Below are 16,121 nucleotides of genomic sequence, written 5' to 3'. Positions count from 1 at the left end.
CAATAAATCAAATACAAACTTAAGATTTACTTAATCTTGCATTAAAAAACGTTATAACCTAATACAAATGAAATAGTAGAATATTTCGTAGTAACATTCAACTCATCCAATAATTTTCTATCAGAAAGATAACGAAACTCTACATTAAATTTATCTTTAAAATTATATCCAATACCTGCTGCAACATTACCTCTACTATTTATTTTATAATCCCAATAAGTATACTCACCTCTTTTAAATTCAATACTTGAGTTTAAATTTAAATTAATCATATATTGAAGATTAACAAACAATTTAGATGTATGGTTTAAAAAGAAATAATGTCTTACACCAAAAGGAACTTCAATATTTTTATAATCAATATTTACAACATCTCCACCTGATAATTTTGTTCCTTCTACCTTATAATTTTGATAAGTTGGTTCTACTATCAAGCTCCATTTCTTTTTATTAAATGGTAAAACAAATTCAGTCTCAATTCCTACTCCTATTCCTGTTTTACTATCAAATTTTGCGTATTCAGTATCTGTTGTCAAATCTAATTTAGAATTATTCAATCTAGGTCTTAACCATAAATTAAAATCTACTTTTTTTGATTCAATATTATCATTAAAAGTTACATCTGATCCCATACATTTATTAATTTCAGTAAAAAGCTTAATAAGTTCCACATCTCTATAGTTTACCTTTTTTATTCTTTCATTTGAAATAGTTTGACATTTAAAATTTTGTGCTATTTGACCTTTGTACGTCCTATTATAAGCATATTGGTTTGTAGATGTCTCATATTTTTTATACACCAATTGTTGTATATCTCCATTGTTAGTCTTATAAAAAAATCTTTTTAAATTATAATCAGTATAACCATATAACGTTGCATCACCTTCAATTAAAACCTTTAAAAATAATTTTTCTTCTTTAAATTCAGGATTTACAGTTGAACTTATTTGATTCAAATCCTCCGAAGATCGATCAATCTTAACATCTGCTCTTACATATTTTGATTGATTATCAACGCCAAATTCCTTAATTTGATTAATGTTTACTACTTCAACTTTAGAAGTTTCATCATTTTTATATTCAATTGATTTTGGATTATTAAGCCAATCAATATTTTTAATTAATACATTTTGTTTTTGATCATTATTATCAATAATATATCCTTGTTCAAAACGTATTTGAGCATGAATATTTATCATTAATAAAAATAATAAAATGGAATTTAATCTTTTCATAAATAATTTTTAGTAGTTAATTCTTCTACAAACATAAACAAAAAAACCACTCAAAATAGAGTGGTTTCAAAAATACCATATTGTAAATTATATCTGCTGATACATAAAATTTTCACCAAGATAAACACGACGAACATCTTCGTCATTTGCAAGTTCTTCTGGTGAACCTTCTTTCAAGATTTTGCCCTCGAACATGATATAGGTTTTATCTGTAATTGCTAATGTTTGCGATACATTGTGATCGGTAATTAAAATTCCAATATTCTTCTCTTTTAGCGAACGTACAATCTTCTGAATATCTTCTACCGCAATTGGGTCAACTCCAGCAAAAGGTTCATCTAATAAGATAAAATTAGGCTCTGTAGCCAAACAACGTGCAATTTCGCAACGACGACGCTCACCTCCAGAAAGTAAATCTCCACGATTTTTGCGTACATGCTCTAAAGAAAACTCTTCAATCAAAGCATCTGTTCGCATTTGTTGTTCTTTTTTCGAATGTTTTGTGAATTGTAAAACTGATTTGATATTATCTTCAACAGAAAGTTTACGAAAAATAGACGCTTCTTGCGCTAAATATCCAATACCTTTTTGCGCGCGTTTATACATCGCATCGCTTGTGATATCTTGTTTATCTAAAAAAACTTTTCCTTGCGTTGCTTTTACCAAACCAACAATCATATAGAAAGAAGTTGTTTTACCAGCACCATTTGGTCCTAATAATCCAATAATTTCTCCTTGTTCTACTTGAAAAGATACGTTTTTAACAACGTGTTTTTTACCGTAATCTTTTACTAAATTCTGACCTTTTAATACAATTCCCATATCGCTTCAAAGATAGGATTTTTGTTATTTAATCGAGTTAATAATATCATATTTTGTGATGATATGATATTTTCCGTTTTCTAATTCTATTAATACAGCTTGATTATCCTTTGTAATTAACTTCGAAACTTCTTCGATAGACGTTCCTGCTTTTACAACTGGATAAGGTTTTCCCATAATTTCGTGAACTGGTTTTTCGGCAACATTTCTATCTTCTAAAAATGCTTGAAACAAATCTGATTCATCTAAAGAACCAACAATTCCATTTACATCCATTACTGGAATTTGAGAAATTTTGAAACGACGCATACGATCAATCGCATGAGAAGCTAATTCCTCTGTACGAACTGTAACCAAAGGTTTATCTACATGTTCTTTGATTAAATCGACTGCAGTTTTAATTTCTTCGTCCAAATATCCTCTATCGCGCATCCAATCATCATTAAAGATTTTTCCAACGTAACGAGAACCTGAATCGTGGAATAAAACAACCACAACATCGTCTGGTCCAAATTCGTCTTTCATTTGTAACAATCCTTTGATTGCAGATCCTGATGACATTCCTACAAACAAACCTTCTTCTAAAGCTAAACGACGCGTATAAACCGCTGCATCTTTATCTGTCACTTTTGTAAAACCATCGATGATATCAAAATCAACATTTTCTGGTAAAATATCTTCACCAATTCCTTCTGTTACATAAGAATACACTTCATTCTCATCGAAAATTCCGGTTTCTTTATATTTTTTGAAAACTGATCCGTACGTATCAACTCCCCAAATTTTAATGTTAGGATTTTTTTCTTTTAAGTATTTTCCAACTCCAGAAATTGTTCCTCCAGTTCCTACTCCAACAATAAAATGCGTTACTTTTCCTTCTGTTTGTTCCCAAATTTCTGGTCCAGTTTGCTCGTAATTCGCAATTGCATTTGATGGATTATCGTACTGATTTACATACCAACCATTTGGTGTTTCTTGTGCTAAACGTTTCGAAACTGAATAATATGAACGTGGATCATCTGGCTCAACATCCGTAGGACAAACCACAACTTTTGCACCAACAGCGCGCAAAATATCCATTTTCTCTTTTGATTGTTTATCTGTAATAACACAAATTAATTTATATCCTTTTATAACTGCAGCCAAAGCCAATCCCATTCCTGTATTACCAGAAGTTCCTTCGATAATTGTACCTCCAGGAACTAAACGACCATCTTTTTCAGCATCTTCTACCATTTTCAACGCCATACGATCTTTACAAGAATGACCAGGATTAAAATATTCTACTTTAGCTAAAACAGTACATTGTAAATCCTTTGTAATCTTGTTGATTTTAACCAAAGGAGTATTCCCAATCGTTTCTAATATATTATTTGCGTATTTCATTTTTTTCTAAATTTTAAATTAAATGATTAAATTTTATCTAAAATTAATCGCTTTTGCTGGAGTAATTTTAGATATCATATACGATGGCAAAAGTAATACAATTGCACAAACTAATAAAGCCCCTGCGTTTAATAAAATAATTGTGCCAAAATCTAAATAGACCGGAGCTGTTGATAAATAATAATTTTCTGCTGGAAGTTTGATAATTCCGAAATATTTCTGAATGAATAATAATCCAAGTCCTATTACATTTCCTGCAATTAATCCAGGTAACATAATAAATAAAGCGTAATTGATGAATAATTTTCGGATTCGCCAATTTGTTGCACCAAATGCCTTTAAAATTCCAATGGAATGAGTTCGTTCTAAAATTAAAATTAATAAAACCATTACCATATTAATTACCACTACAAAAAGCATAATAAAAACAATGATGATTATATTTTTATCAAAAATTGTAATCCAATCATTGATTTGCGCAAATGAAGCTGTAGCTGATTCTGCATATAAATTGTATGGAATATTTTCTTGCACACGTTTTGCGACGGGATCTATGTTTTCGACATCGTTTACAAATAACTCAAAACCACCAACTGTAGTCGAGTCCCAACGATTAAGACGTTGCACATGTTTGATATCGCCAAACATAATTTGATCGTCAAAATTTTTGATATCAGTTTTAAACAATCCAGAAATAGTAAATCGACGATAAATTGGCTTTGTATCTTCTTGAATAAAATACATCACAAACGAACTATCTACATCCAATTTCATTTCGTTGGCAATCTTTTCAGATAATAAAACCTCATCCATAATCGAATCCTTATTGATTCGTGGAAAATGACCTTTTACCATAAATTTCTCGAAACGAACTGTGTCATAATCTGTCCCAACTCCTTTAAAAACAACTCCACTAAAGTTTTCTTTGGTACGAATTACTCCACTTTTATTTGCAATTGCTTGTACATGTTCAATTTCGGGAATTGATTTAAATTTAGGATAAAAAGCTTGATGAAGTGACAACGAATCCGAGTTTAGCGATGTGTTGCTATTGTAATTTCTGATCGTAATATGACCATTAAAATCGGCTAACTTTTCTTTGATTGCCTTTCTTGCCCCAACACCTGTCGAAATTGTCACCAAAGAAACAATCAAACCTAATGCTACTGCAATTTGACCTACACGAATAATAATACTCGATAAGTTATTTTTAGTATTTTTACCAAGCGCAATTTTTTTTGAAAACCACCAAGAAAAACTCAAATTATATATTTTTTATAAGATTAAAACTAACTTTAGGCTTTATTTTCGCCTAAACTCAAAAGATTCAAAACGAAATGAAAAACTTTGTCAAATATACATCAATTGGTTTACTTAGTTCAGTTATTTTTTTCGGCTTTTCTACACCAATTTTAGCTCAAAATAACACCTCTAAAATACAAGAAAACCATTCTAATATTATTATTGGAGCAGAAAATACAGTCAATTATATTTCTAAATTAAAAGGGAAAAAAGTTGGTTTAATTTCTAATCAAACAGGAATTGCAACAATTGATGGAACAACGATGCATACAGTTGATTTGTTATTAAAAAATAACATCAATGTTGTGAAATTATATTCGCCTGAACATGGTTTTCGAGGAGATGCTGATGCTGGTGCTAAAGTAAAATCTGGTATAGATAGTAAAACTAACTTGCCAATTATTTCGCTTTATGGTGATAATAAAAAACCAAAAGCAAATCAAATTTCTGATGTTGATGTTTTGGTTTTTGACATGCAAGATGTTGGTGCACGTTTCTATACGTACATTTCTACGTTACATTATGTTTTGGAGGCTGCGGCTGAAAATGGAAAAAAAATAATCGTGTTGGATAGACCAAATCCGAACGGGCATTATATAGATGGACCTGTGATGAAAAACGAGTACAAATCCTTTATTGGCATGCACAATGTTCCGATTGTTTATGGAATGACGATTGGCGAATACGCGCAAATGATTAATGGTGAAGGTTGGTTGGCAAATGGAGTAAAAGCTGATTTAGAAATTATTCCATTAATCAATTATACACATCAATCTAAGTATAATTTACCTGTAAAACCATCGCCTAATTTACCAAATGCTCACGCGATTAATTTGTATCCAAGCACCTGTTTATTTGAAGGTACAAATGTAAACGAAGGTCGTGGAACAGATATTCAGTTTCAAGTTTATGGTTCTCCATTCCTAAAAAATATGCCTTTTCAATATACGCCAATTTCAAAACCAGGTGCTACAAGCCCAAAGTTTAAAGATCAAGTTTGTTATGGTGAAGATTTGTCCGATGCTCCGTATCAATCTTCCATTAATTTGAAATGGTTAATCAATGCATACAAAAACAATACGAAACAACCTTTTTGGACGATGAATGGTAAAAAGCTTTGGATTGATCAACTTTCTGGAACAGATGAATTGCGTAAGCAGATAGAAGCTGGTTTATCGGAAGAAGAAATAAAAGCAACTTGGCAAAAAGATTTGGAAGCTTTCAAAAAAATAAGAGCAAAATATTTGATTTACAATTAATTTTCAAAATAAAAGGTTTAAAAAATATTTAAACCTTTTATTTTGAAATCATTTTATTTATTACTTCTCTCCTATAACAGCAGAAATAGATTCGCCCAATTCTTTAACTTTCTCATACAGTTTTGTAGAACCTTTTTCAAATTCTATTGAAACTTTTCCTTCGCGCGCTTTTATTTCTAATGAATTTCCTTCGCGCCAAACATAATTTTTTCCTTCTGTTATTGGCTTTCCAAATACTTTTTCGATTTCTTTAATTGCATTTGCTGATTTTGGTTTATCGAAAATTGCAGAATACGAATAAACTTCGTTACTATCGCTCACACTAACCGAAACATTAGAATGTGTTGTAGAACCAGATGTTTTTGAAGTAACATATGATTTGGCTGTTTGTCCATAAGCTAATCCAGTACAAAAAACGGATACGATTAAAATTATCTTTTTCATGTTTTTATTTTTTATAAAAATCTAAAAAAGATTAATTTATATTGGTTAATAAACGGTTAACGAAGGGTTAATATAAAATGAGCTGCAAATAATTTTGCAGCTCATTTTTTAAGAATTGATTTTATTTATATGTCTTGTTGCGAGAATTTTATCTCCTAAATTTTTAACTTTATCTACAACTTCTTGGTTGTCATTACTTTTCTGAATTTCCATTTTAATTGAATTTTCATTGAGAATAATTTCAAAACTTCCTCTTCCTGTCCAAATTAAATTTCCATTTTCAGTCGTTGGTTCACCAAATTCTTTGACAATCGCTTTCTTTACACTATCTTTTTTATCAGAATTAAAAATTCCTTTCATCGAATAATAAGATTCTGTATTATTTACTTGCAACTGAGCAAAAACAGAAAAAGTAAACAAAAATAGAACAAAGCATAAATATTTTTTCATAGTAGTTTATTTTAGAGAATTAAATTTCGTCAAAAATAAATTTTTACTCGTTTATTAAATACTTAAATTAATAATTTAATGTTTTTGTAATCATTGATCCAAGTTCTTTTATTTGTTGATAAACACTTTCAGTATCACTGCTTTTTCCGAAATTAATTTTTATTTGATCATCTGATAAAACAATTTCATAACTCTCATTTGTATTCCAAACCAAATCGCCTTCATACATTTTTGGATCTCCAAATTGTTCGATAACTAATTCTTTTACCTTTTCATTTTGTTTTGGCTGAAAAACTGCTTTGTATGTATAAGAAAGTGGATTATCATTCAACGCATAATTTTTCTTTGTAATCAATGTATTTTTTGGTCCAGGATTTACAATAATCTCTGTTACATCATTTTCTAATGCAATAAATTGATTATAATACAAATTATTCGTTTGATCTTTCATCAAAAAAAATTCAATTTGATCTTTTTTCAATTTTACATCGTAATCAGGAGAAGTCCAAATAAAACTATCGCCAACAAGTTTTGGCTCTCCAAAGTATTTTTCGACACTTTTTTTCATGTTTTGGCGTTTATTTAATGTAAAAACACCGCGATAAGAATACGTACTCGCTTTATCATTAATTACATAAAATTTGTTTGTAATCAATCTATGTTTAAAAACTTGTTGATTTACAATCGTCGATAAATCTTGTCCTAGGGATTTTACTTTCTCATATAGATGTTGATTATCACTACTTTTCCCAAAGTTTATTGTGACATTGTTTTCATAAACTACAATTTCATAACTTCCATTTAAATTCCAAACTAAATCTCCTTCGTTTACTTTTGGTTGATTAAATTGAGAAGAAATTCTCTGAATAACCTCGTCTTTTGTATTAGAATCAAAAACAGCTTTATACGAATATGAAATGGGCGAATCGTTTACTACGAAAGATTTGTTATTATTAGACTGAGCTGTGGCGAATAGGGAGAAAGATAAAGAAACTAAAAGTATATATTTTTTCATTTAAGGTTTATTATTAAACTATAAATATCTACATTTTAGCTGATAAATCTTACTGAATTTCATTTAAAATTTCGATGGATAAAAATTCTCCTGTCATCGAATCAAATGAAAACAAGCAATTATCTCGTTTATAATCATTTGTCAAACGATTAGGATCAGTATTTTTTATACGAGAATAAAGATCATTTTTTCGAATTTGTGTTTCATCTGTAATTCGTTTCAACTCAAAAATATTTTGACCTTCATAAACTTTAGAAATTGGATTCGGAGAAAGATAAAATTTTATAACAACAATAATTCCTTCTACAATTTTGATCGAAATTCCTTCGTTTTTATAAAGTAATATTTTTTCATTCAAAACATTTTGTTCAGAAATTTCTGAATCAAATTCTGATTGAAACTTTTGAAATAATTCGTCATTTTCTGATTTTCCAATTAAAGAAAAATACTGATTAGGATTGGCTTGAAATAAATTTGTCATTTTTATATTAAAATTGGTTTCATAAAAAAACCTTTCCAAAATTAGAAAGGTTTGATGTATTATCGATTAATAATAATTATTAGTTTTCTTTCAAATAAACTCCATCAGCTTCAAAATTATATTGCAACTGAGGTTTTGTTATTTTTGCTATTTCTTCTTTCGATTTTCCTTCATCTTCAGCATAATGACGTAATTTCTCTACAGAAATTTCACTTACAAAAGCTTTTCCATGCACGACAACATTCGCTTTTTCACCATCTAAAGGCATAAAAAATCCATAATCTTTGAAACGAACAAAAGATTGTTCTTCACCTTTGCCTAAATCAACTTTCATCCAACAACCTTTCTTTTTACAAACCGATTCTATTGTCGAAACAAATTGTACATTTTCTAAAGAATCTCCACTTTTCATGTTATCGTATAACTTTCCAAGTTCGTTTTTTGTCAATGTATTTTTAATATCAAAAGATTCTCCATACACTTGATACGCATATAAATCATCAATTTTTGCAGTTCCGTTATCTAAAATTTTTGTTTGAACTTTCGAAGCTTTTTCTATTTTGGCTTTGTTTTCTTTTTTTGCTTGCGCATTTGTTGTCAATGCTAAACATGTTAAAGCACAAAAAGTTAAAATATATTTTTTCATAAGAGTCTTATTTAGTTCAAATTTAAATAATTATCCATTAACAATTTTATATTTGGGTATGAATTTTCTAATAACTGAGGAATTTCACTTTCCTTTTTCCATTCTACAGATTCAATCCCTTCTTCAGTTTGTGGTAATGGCAATTCAACTCCATTGTAATAAACCTCGAACCAAAAAGTTTCTTTAATGATATATTCTTTCAAAAAATAAATATGAAAAGTTGGCATCAAAAATCGTTTCAATTCCAAATTCGTCAAGCTACATTCTTCTTCTATTTCTCGAATTGCAGATTCTTCTCTCGATTCTCCTTTCTCCATTTTCCCTTTTGGCAAATCCCATTTACCAAGTCTATAAATGAATAAATAATCATCTTTTGGATTGCGAACAATACCACCAGCAGCTTGTATATGCTTGTAATATTTTAAAAATTTCGTCCAAACAGTTTCAATATCTTCACTAAAAATATTTACTAAAGTTGCCGCTTTTGAAGATAATAAATGAAAAGATTCATCGAATTGAGCTTCATTTTGAAACAAAATATTTTTTGCTTCAGGATTAGATTGGTTGCTGAAAGTTAACAAACTTTCATTAAAAAAAACTTTGTACATTTGAACGATTTGATACAAATTTATAAAAAACTCACAAGGATATGAAGGTAAATACAAATAAAGTCCGTTTTGAAAAAAATCAACAAGATGCGTACAATTTTTTGTTGGATATGAAGAATTATGAGCAATTGATGCCAGAAGATACAAAATCATTCGAAATCCACGAGTCTGGAAAAGGATTTACGGTTGGTGTTGGTGCTTTACCAAAAGTTGGAATGCGTTTGAAAGAAACAATTGAGCCTTCTCAAATTATTTTCGAATCTCCTGCTCCTGCTTTTGAATATACATTGACAATTTCTATTGATGCAGTTGATGATCATTCATCTGATGTTACGTTAGATTTTGATGGAAACTTTAATATGATGATCGAAATGATGGCAAAAAAACCATTAACTTCTTTTATCGAAACAATTGCAGAAAATTTAGGAAAAATAGGGTAAATTTCGGTTCAATTAATTTCTGCGAACAATTTGATAAACTTTCCTAAAAAGGATTTGCTGCTCGAAATTTATTTTGGCGAGCAAAATATGGATGAAGAAATTCTATTATTTTGGAATCAAATTAAAATTTCTCCAGAAATTTGGATTTGTACAGATGTTATAGAAGATAACTTTTGGGCAGTTGCACTCTACCAAAATCATGTAATTTGGTACAATGACATCGAAGAAGGATTTAACATTTCGAGGTATAAATCGAAAGGTCAAATTTTGGAATATTCTGCTTCTAAAGATGATTTAAGTTTCGCAATTAAAAAGCTCAAAAAATAGAATTGAATCTATTTAAAATAACAAAAGCCAGAAAAATTCTTCTGGCTTTTTGTTTATATAATTTCAACTGATTAACTCATTGATTTTTCGTAACGTTTACGATCATTTTCTTTTAAATGAATTTTACGTAAACGGATAAAGTTTGGAGTTACCTCGATACATTCATCTGCTTGGATATATTCCATACATTCTTCTAAAGTCATTTCAATTTTAGGAGCAATAGAAGATGAATCATCTTTACCAGCTGCACGAATGTTATTTAATTTTTTAGCTTCAACAACGTTTACAACTAAATCATTATTACGAGAGTGTTCACCAATAATCATACCTTCGTAAACTTCTTCACTAGGTTCGATAAAGAATTTTCCACGATCTTGTAATTTATCGATAGAATAAGGAGTAGAAACACCTTGATCTTTAGAGATAATAACACCTGCAGAACGTCCAGCAATAGCACCTTTAAAAGGTTTATACTCTAAGAAATTGTGTGCCATTACAGCTTCACCAGCCGTGTTAGTTAACATTAAAGAACGTAAACCGATTAATCCACGAGATGGAATTTCGAATTCTAAGTGTTGCATACCTTCTTTTGCTTCCATTACTAATAAATCACCTTTACGTTGAGTTACTAAGTCAATTGCTTTAGAAGAATAATCATCTGGAACATCAATTACTAATGTTTCGTATGGTTCACATTTAACACCGTCAATTTCTTTGAAAATTACTTGAGGTTGACCAACTGTCAACTCGTAACCTTCACGACGCATTGTTTCGATTAATACAGATAAGTGCATAATACCACGTCCGTAAACTAATTGTGTATTAGAATCGTCTGTTGGCTCTACACGTAAAGCTAAGTTACGCTCTAATTCGTCTGTTAAACGATCTACTAAGTGACGAGAAGTAACAAATTTACCGTCTTTACCAAAGAAAGGAGAATTGTTAATTCCGAACGACATATTCATCGTTGGTTCGTCAATATGCATTACTGGTAATGCTTCTGGATTTTCTGCATCTGCAATTGTATCTCCAATTTGGAAACCATCGATACCAACAACAGCACAAATATCACCAGCTTTTACCTCAGAAGCTTTTACTTTTCCTAAACCTGCAAAAGTAAATAACTCTTTAATTTTATGTTTTTTGAAAGTTCCATCAGGTTTTGCTAAAGCAACCCAATCACCTTCTTTTAATACACCACGTGTTATTTTACCAACAGCAATACGTCCTAAGAATTTAGAATAATCTAAAGATGTAATTTGCATTTGTAAAGCACCTTCTTGTGCTTCTGGAGCTGGAACGTGCTCTAAAATACCATCCATTAAAGGTGTGATATCATCTACACGTACATTTTCTGTATTGAACCATCCTTGTTTAGAAGAACCATAGAATGCTGGGAAGTCTAATTGCTCTTCTGTTGCATCAAGATTAAAGAATAATTCGAATACTTTATCATAAACTTCGTCAGGACGACAGTTTTCTTTATCAACTTTGTTAATAACAACTAAAGGTTTAAGACCTAACTCTAACGCTTTTCCTAAAACGAAACGAGTTTGTGGCATTGGTCCTTCAAAAGCATCCACTAATAAGATAACCCCATCAGCCATTTTCAATACACGCTCAACTTCTCCACCGAAATCCGCGTGACCAGGAGTATCAATTACATTGATTTTTACACCTTTATAATCAACCGATGCATTCTTAGAGAAGATCGTAATCCCTCTTTCACGCTCGATATCATTATTATCCATGATTAATTCACCAGACTCTTGGTTTTCTCTAAAAACGTTTCCGCTGTGAAGAATTTTGTCAACCAATGTAGTTTTACCATGGTCAACGTGTGCGATAATCGCAATATTTCTAATGTTTTGCATCCTTGAAAATTATGGGTGCAAATTTACGACAAATTTATTTTTTATTACTATACTTTTGATTTTATTTAAATTTAGCAATAATTAATTTAGAAAAATTTAATATTAATGAATACTTTTTAGTAAAACGTCGATTTATTTGCAGATTGATTAGTTTATTATACCTAAATGCTGATATAATTTTAATTAATCTAATTTTTCAAAATATGGTACTCGATTTAATGGAACATCTACCTCAATAGTTTTTCCTCCTTGATGTACTTTTCCTAAATCATCTTTCCATTTTCCTTTTGGTAATTTTATAGATCGTCTATTATCAGCCGTAACAACCGGTGCAACCATATATTTTTTTCCTAACATATATTGATCAATCACTTGTTCAAAACCTTGATTTGGAAATTCATATTCCATATGACGTACAATTGGTTCTCCTGTTTTAGAAGAAATCTTCGCATATTCTAAAATATAGTTCCCAAATTTTTCGTGCAATTTTGCTGCATCTTTTACAATTTCTAAATTTTCTTTACTCAAAATTCTCCAAGGAGCAACAGAAAACTGCATCATTGGCATTAAAGCATGAATTTGAGTAGAACGAACTATAAGTGTTTGATCAAATTCATCTTCTTTAATATTCAAAAAAGTAGTAAAAGATCCTCCTCCAATCATATCTGGACATGTATATGCATAACCTAATAAACCTGCAGAAATCATATCTGGCACAAGCATTTGAACAGCTTTCCATGAATAAGGCTTATCTCCTAATCGTTGTACTAACGGTTGTCCACCTAATTGCCATCCAGCTCGATATTCATTGAACGGAAATTCTAATCCAATCTCGCTCCATGCTTTTGTATGATCTACAGAAATAGCATTTTTATCGTAACTATCGATGTATTTTTCATTATAAAACCCGTTGTCACCTGCATCAAATTTAAATCCATCAATTCCATATTTCATCTGCATATCTTTCAATTGTTTTATGAAATAAGCTTTAGCTTCTGGATTCGTCAAATCATAACAAGCACTTTTACCATTCCACCACGAAATAATAGCAGGTGTATTTCTTCCTTTTTCTTTTATTAAATATCCTTTTTCTTCTAACGCTCTATATTCCTGAGAATCTGCACTAACAAAAGGTGAAATCCACAACATTACTTTAAATCCCATTGCATGCAATTCATCTACCATTGCCTTTGGATTAGAAATTTTTTCTGCTCTAAAATCAAAATTTCCATAATAACGTTGCCAATTATCATCAATCATCAACACACCTTCTGGAAATCCATTTTGTTTGATTGCTTTGGCATATTTTAGAATATCAGTTTCATTTTGATTATACATCAACTCGATCCATGTATTGTATTGTGGTTCTACAAACAACAATTCATTTGGCAGAGTTGAAGTTGACTTAAAATGTTGATTACTTGCGTCTAAATAAGCACTTTTTAATGTACTTCCAACTTTTTGAATCTCTATTTTTTCGTATTTAGAATCTATTATTAATTGATTATCCTTGATTTCGAACTTAAAAGGTTTATCACTCCAAACATAACGTCCTTTGTTTGATAAAAATAATGGCACAACTTGATTATTACTATTCTGCAACGCTAAATCAAATTGCTTTATAGGTTGTATATATGGCATTTTAGAACCATAAGCCACAACTCCACCCCACCAAAATTCACCTTTATCATAATCGATAGTCGTAATATTTTGCGCAGTAGAAAAAGATGCAAAAGAAAGAATAGTAAGAGTTAAAACTGATTTAATGAAATTCATGTGTATTTTTTTTGTGTAATTTTAATAAAAATATAAAATTTAACACAATAAAAAAATCTGTTATCCAACAGAATAACAGATTTTATATAGGTAGATATTACTTTTTTAATGAATAAATTTTAACGACCATATTGTTGGTAATTATCCGTTGCATATTTTTCAAAACGCTTTAACAAAGCTATATTTTCTTTTTCTGTTGAAGTTAATTCATTTTCAACATTATCATACAAAGGAATATACCAATCTACGTTATCAAAATATTGACGTGCGCCACGATTCGCAAAAGAATAACCATGACGTGCATAAATTGTATTTCTAATGATTTCTAAATCTAATTTGTGTAGATTTTTCAATTCTTTTTCTGTTAGTTTTCTTGTAGAACCATTAATTGAGAATATATCTTTGGAAGCGGCTCTATTCACATAAGATTCGTATTTTTCACCTTCATAATTCATTATTTTATTTTTGCCATTTACCCAATCAACAACTCCAAGATCGTCATAACCATCGCTATTTTTTTCTTCGTCCAACATATTATTAGGGTTATATTTAAAATCTTTTTTCTTGATTGAAAATTTACGACTTAAAACTGGTAAATCTTTTCGGTTAGAAATCCATTCACCAAAAATAGAATCATTATTATCAGCTATATTAAATTTAAATGTTCCGTCATACTTATGATCTCCAGGCTCTTTTGCAACAATATATCTAGTGGAATCAGTTTTCTTAATCTCTCCTACAAATGGTCTGATATTACCAGCAGAAACACTATAACCTTCAATTTTGTCATCTGTAATATCCTGAATAACTAATGTCATCCGATTAATATTAGAAAAATTTTCGCCAGCTTCATAATTAATAATATCAGCTACAAACTCACCTGACCATAAGCCATATTTTTTATCAAAATCTGAAATCGAAGACTCTTTTATATCTTGACTTTTTACAGTATTAACGTCTGTAGTTTTTGTTTTTTCTTCCTCTTTACAACTATAAAGTGCAATAATAGAACACATAATTAACGTAAGTTTTTTCATATTTTAGATTGTTTAGTTTTATAAATATACAATTCTACAAGTAATAGATTTGGAACAAATCCTAGCCAAGCAATAATTTGATAAACATCCATTGGCGCAGGATGAAACAAGAAAACCAAAATCACTTTCCAAGCTCGTAACGTAAGTGCCGAAATCGCTAACGCATAACTACGAAGCATAAAATTTCGGTGAGCGACGATATTTTTCTGCTTAATTTTAATAACAGCTAGTACAGTAAAAATGCACCATAGAATTCCTAAAATAACAAAAGCTGTTTTTGCAATTAATTCTCCATTTGCATAAAATCCGATATAGATTCCACTCGGAGCAGCTAAGAAGACAGTTATATAGAAATAGAATTTACCAAAAAGACGATGTAATTTTCTTATCTGCGGATTAGTGATTTTAACGAATTGTACAATCCCGAAAAACAAGGTAAATATGGATGAATAGACGTGTATGTAAAATATCGTTAAATAAAGTGGAACCATCGTCACCTCATCTTGTTTAATTGCTAGAAAAGATACATCTGAAGATATTGGAACATAACGCCATGTAATTTCGAGCATTAATCCGAAGAAATAAAGCCAAACGAAAAAAAGTAGCATTTTCCACCACGATATATTTTTTATAGGATGTGTAAGTTTCAGAATAGGTTGATTTTATACTTTAAAAATACACTTTTTATAATTAATTTACAATCACTATTTATGATGAAAAAAATCCCTCAGAAATTCTGAAGGATTTTATTTATTATTATTTCACTTGTGCCATTTCTTGTTTGACCTTCTCCTCTTCTAACGACTTTTGATATTCACCAAATTCGTCATCTGATTCGTCTAAATCTTCTTTATGATATTTTCCAACTTCAACTTCAAACGTATCGGCTGGACCAGTAATTTTGATCGGAATTCCGAAAATACCAAAAGGTGGCAAACCAAGACGCATTCCAAGATTCATATAACCATCTAAAGTCACTTGACCTTCTATGCGAGGACGAAAACCTGCAATTTTAAATT

18 protein-coding genes are annotated in these 16,121 nt (G+C 30.0%); 3 read left to right on the top strand and 15 right to left on the bottom strand.

Going from position 1 to position 16,121, the window contains the following annotated elements:
• Positions 1–41 precede the first annotated feature (41 nt).
• The 4 genes from AC2I98_RS15435 to AC2I98_RS15420 form a co-directional block, all read right to left on the bottom strand.
• On the bottom strand, positions 42–1,235 hold the full coding sequence (locus AC2I98_RS15435) for a porin family protein (RefSeq protein ID WP_486412523.1): 1,194 nt from the start codon (positions 1,233–1,235) through the stop codon (positions 42–44).
• An 87-nt stretch (positions 1,236–1,322) separates the two neighbouring features.
• Positions 1,323–2,051 (bottom strand): LPS export ABC transporter ATP-binding protein, encoded by a 729-nt coding sequence (gene lptB, locus AC2I98_RS15430; protein WP_486414085.1) that lies wholly within the window; start codon positions 2,049–2,051, stop codon positions 1,323–1,325.
• A gap of 30 nt (positions 2,052–2,081) precedes the next feature.
• Positions 2,082–3,443: a pyridoxal-phosphate dependent enzyme gene (locus AC2I98_RS15425; RefSeq protein WP_486412522.1), complete on the bottom strand. Its 1,362-nt coding sequence runs from the start codon at positions 3,441–3,443 to the stop codon at positions 2,082–2,084.
• Between the two features lie 33 nt (positions 3,444–3,476).
• Positions 3,477–4,706 carry an ABC transporter permease gene (locus tag AC2I98_RS15420; RefSeq protein WP_486412521.1) on the bottom strand — a complete coding sequence of 410 codons (1,230 nt, stop codon included), beginning with the start codon at positions 4,704–4,706 and terminating at the stop codon, positions 3,477–3,479.
• A gap of 74 nt (positions 4,707–4,780) precedes the next feature.
• Here AC2I98_RS15420 and AC2I98_RS15415 point away from each other — a divergent pair, with 74 nt between their 5' ends.
• Positions 4,781–6,004, top strand: a complete 1,224-nt coding sequence (locus tag AC2I98_RS15415; RefSeq protein WP_486412520.1) for an exo-beta-N-acetylmuramidase NamZ family protein — start codon at positions 4,781–4,783, stop codon at positions 6,002–6,004.
• Positions 6,005–6,064: 60 nt separating this feature from the next.
• Here the strand turns inward: AC2I98_RS15415 and AC2I98_RS15410 are convergent, their stop codons facing one another.
• The 6 genes from AC2I98_RS15410 to AC2I98_RS15385 form a co-directional block, all read right to left on the bottom strand.
• Positions 6,065–6,448, bottom strand: a complete 384-nt coding sequence (locus AC2I98_RS15410) for a hypothetical protein (protein ID WP_486412519.1) — start codon at positions 6,446–6,448, stop codon at positions 6,065–6,067.
• Positions 6,449–6,556: 108 nt separating this feature from the next.
• Positions 6,557–6,898 carry a hypothetical protein gene (locus AC2I98_RS15405; RefSeq protein ID WP_486412518.1) on the bottom strand — a complete coding sequence of 114 codons (342 nt, stop codon included), beginning with the start codon at positions 6,896–6,898 and terminating at the stop codon, positions 6,557–6,559.
• 67 nt (positions 6,899–6,965) lie between these two features.
• The gene (locus AC2I98_RS15400; protein WP_486412517.1) at positions 6,966–7,913 is read right to left on the bottom strand and encodes a hypothetical protein; all 948 of its coding nucleotides are present in this window, start codon (positions 7,911–7,913) and stop codon (positions 6,966–6,968) included.
• Positions 7,914–7,962: 49 nt separating this feature from the next.
• Positions 7,963–8,394 (bottom strand): hypothetical protein, encoded by a 432-nt coding sequence (locus AC2I98_RS15395; protein ID WP_486412516.1) that lies wholly within the window; start codon positions 8,392–8,394, stop codon positions 7,963–7,965.
• A gap of 79 nt (positions 8,395–8,473) precedes the next feature.
• A complete protein-coding gene (locus AC2I98_RS15390) occupies positions 8,474–9,040 on the bottom strand; it encodes a DUF4920 domain-containing protein (RefSeq protein WP_486412515.1) in 567 nt (188 codons plus the stop codon).
• An 11-nt stretch (positions 9,041–9,051) separates the two neighbouring features.
• Positions 9,052–9,648 (bottom strand): NUDIX hydrolase, encoded by a 597-nt coding sequence (locus AC2I98_RS15385; RefSeq protein WP_486412514.1) that lies wholly within the window; start codon positions 9,646–9,648, stop codon positions 9,052–9,054.
• Positions 9,649–9,689: 41 nt separating this feature from the next.
• Between AC2I98_RS15385 and AC2I98_RS15380 the strand changes: the two genes are divergently transcribed.
• Together AC2I98_RS15380 and AC2I98_RS15375 are read left to right on the top strand one after the other, a co-directional pair.
• A complete protein-coding gene (locus AC2I98_RS15380; RefSeq protein ID WP_486412513.1) occupies positions 9,690–10,088 on the top strand; it encodes a hypothetical protein in 399 nt (132 codons plus the stop codon).
• An 87-nt stretch (positions 10,089–10,175) separates the two neighbouring features.
• A complete protein-coding gene (locus tag AC2I98_RS15375) occupies positions 10,176–10,415 on the top strand; it encodes a hypothetical protein (RefSeq protein ID WP_486412512.1) in 240 nt (79 codons plus the stop codon).
• 71 nt (positions 10,416–10,486) lie between these two features.
• Here the strand turns inward: AC2I98_RS15375 and typA are convergent, their stop codons facing one another.
• The 5 genes from typA to AC2I98_RS15350 form a co-directional block, all read right to left on the bottom strand.
• On the bottom strand, positions 10,487–12,289 hold the full coding sequence (gene typA, locus AC2I98_RS15370) for a translational GTPase TypA (RefSeq protein WP_486412511.1): 1,803 nt from the start codon (positions 12,287–12,289) through the stop codon (positions 10,487–10,489).
• Between the two features lie 183 nt (positions 12,290–12,472).
• Positions 12,473–14,065 carry a glycoside hydrolase family 31 protein gene (locus AC2I98_RS15365; protein ID WP_486412510.1) on the bottom strand — a complete coding sequence of 531 codons (1,593 nt, stop codon included), beginning with the start codon at positions 14,063–14,065 and terminating at the stop codon, positions 12,473–12,475.
• A 119-nt stretch (positions 14,066–14,184) separates the two neighbouring features.
• Positions 14,185–15,102, bottom strand: a complete 918-nt coding sequence (locus tag AC2I98_RS15360) for a YARHG domain-containing protein (protein WP_486412509.1) — start codon at positions 15,100–15,102, stop codon at positions 14,185–14,187.
• On the bottom strand, positions 15,099–15,710 hold the full coding sequence (locus AC2I98_RS15355; RefSeq protein ID WP_486412508.1) for a DUF2306 domain-containing protein: 612 nt from the start codon (positions 15,708–15,710) through the stop codon (positions 15,099–15,101). Before AC2I98_RS15355 ends, AC2I98_RS15360 begins: the two co-directional genes overlap by 4 nt.
• A 148-nt stretch (positions 15,711–15,858) precedes the next feature.
• The gene (locus AC2I98_RS15350) at positions 15,859–16,080 is read right to left on the bottom strand and encodes a hypothetical protein (RefSeq protein WP_486412507.1); all 222 of its coding nucleotides are present in this window, start codon (positions 16,078–16,080) and stop codon (positions 15,859–15,861) included.
• Between the last annotated feature and the right edge of the window lie 41 nt (positions 16,081–16,121).

Source organism: Empedobacter sp. EJD.6dd, assembly GCF_057369435.1.
Note: the sequence above shows the minus strand (reverse complement) of the source record. Positions and strands in the feature narration are given on the sequence as shown.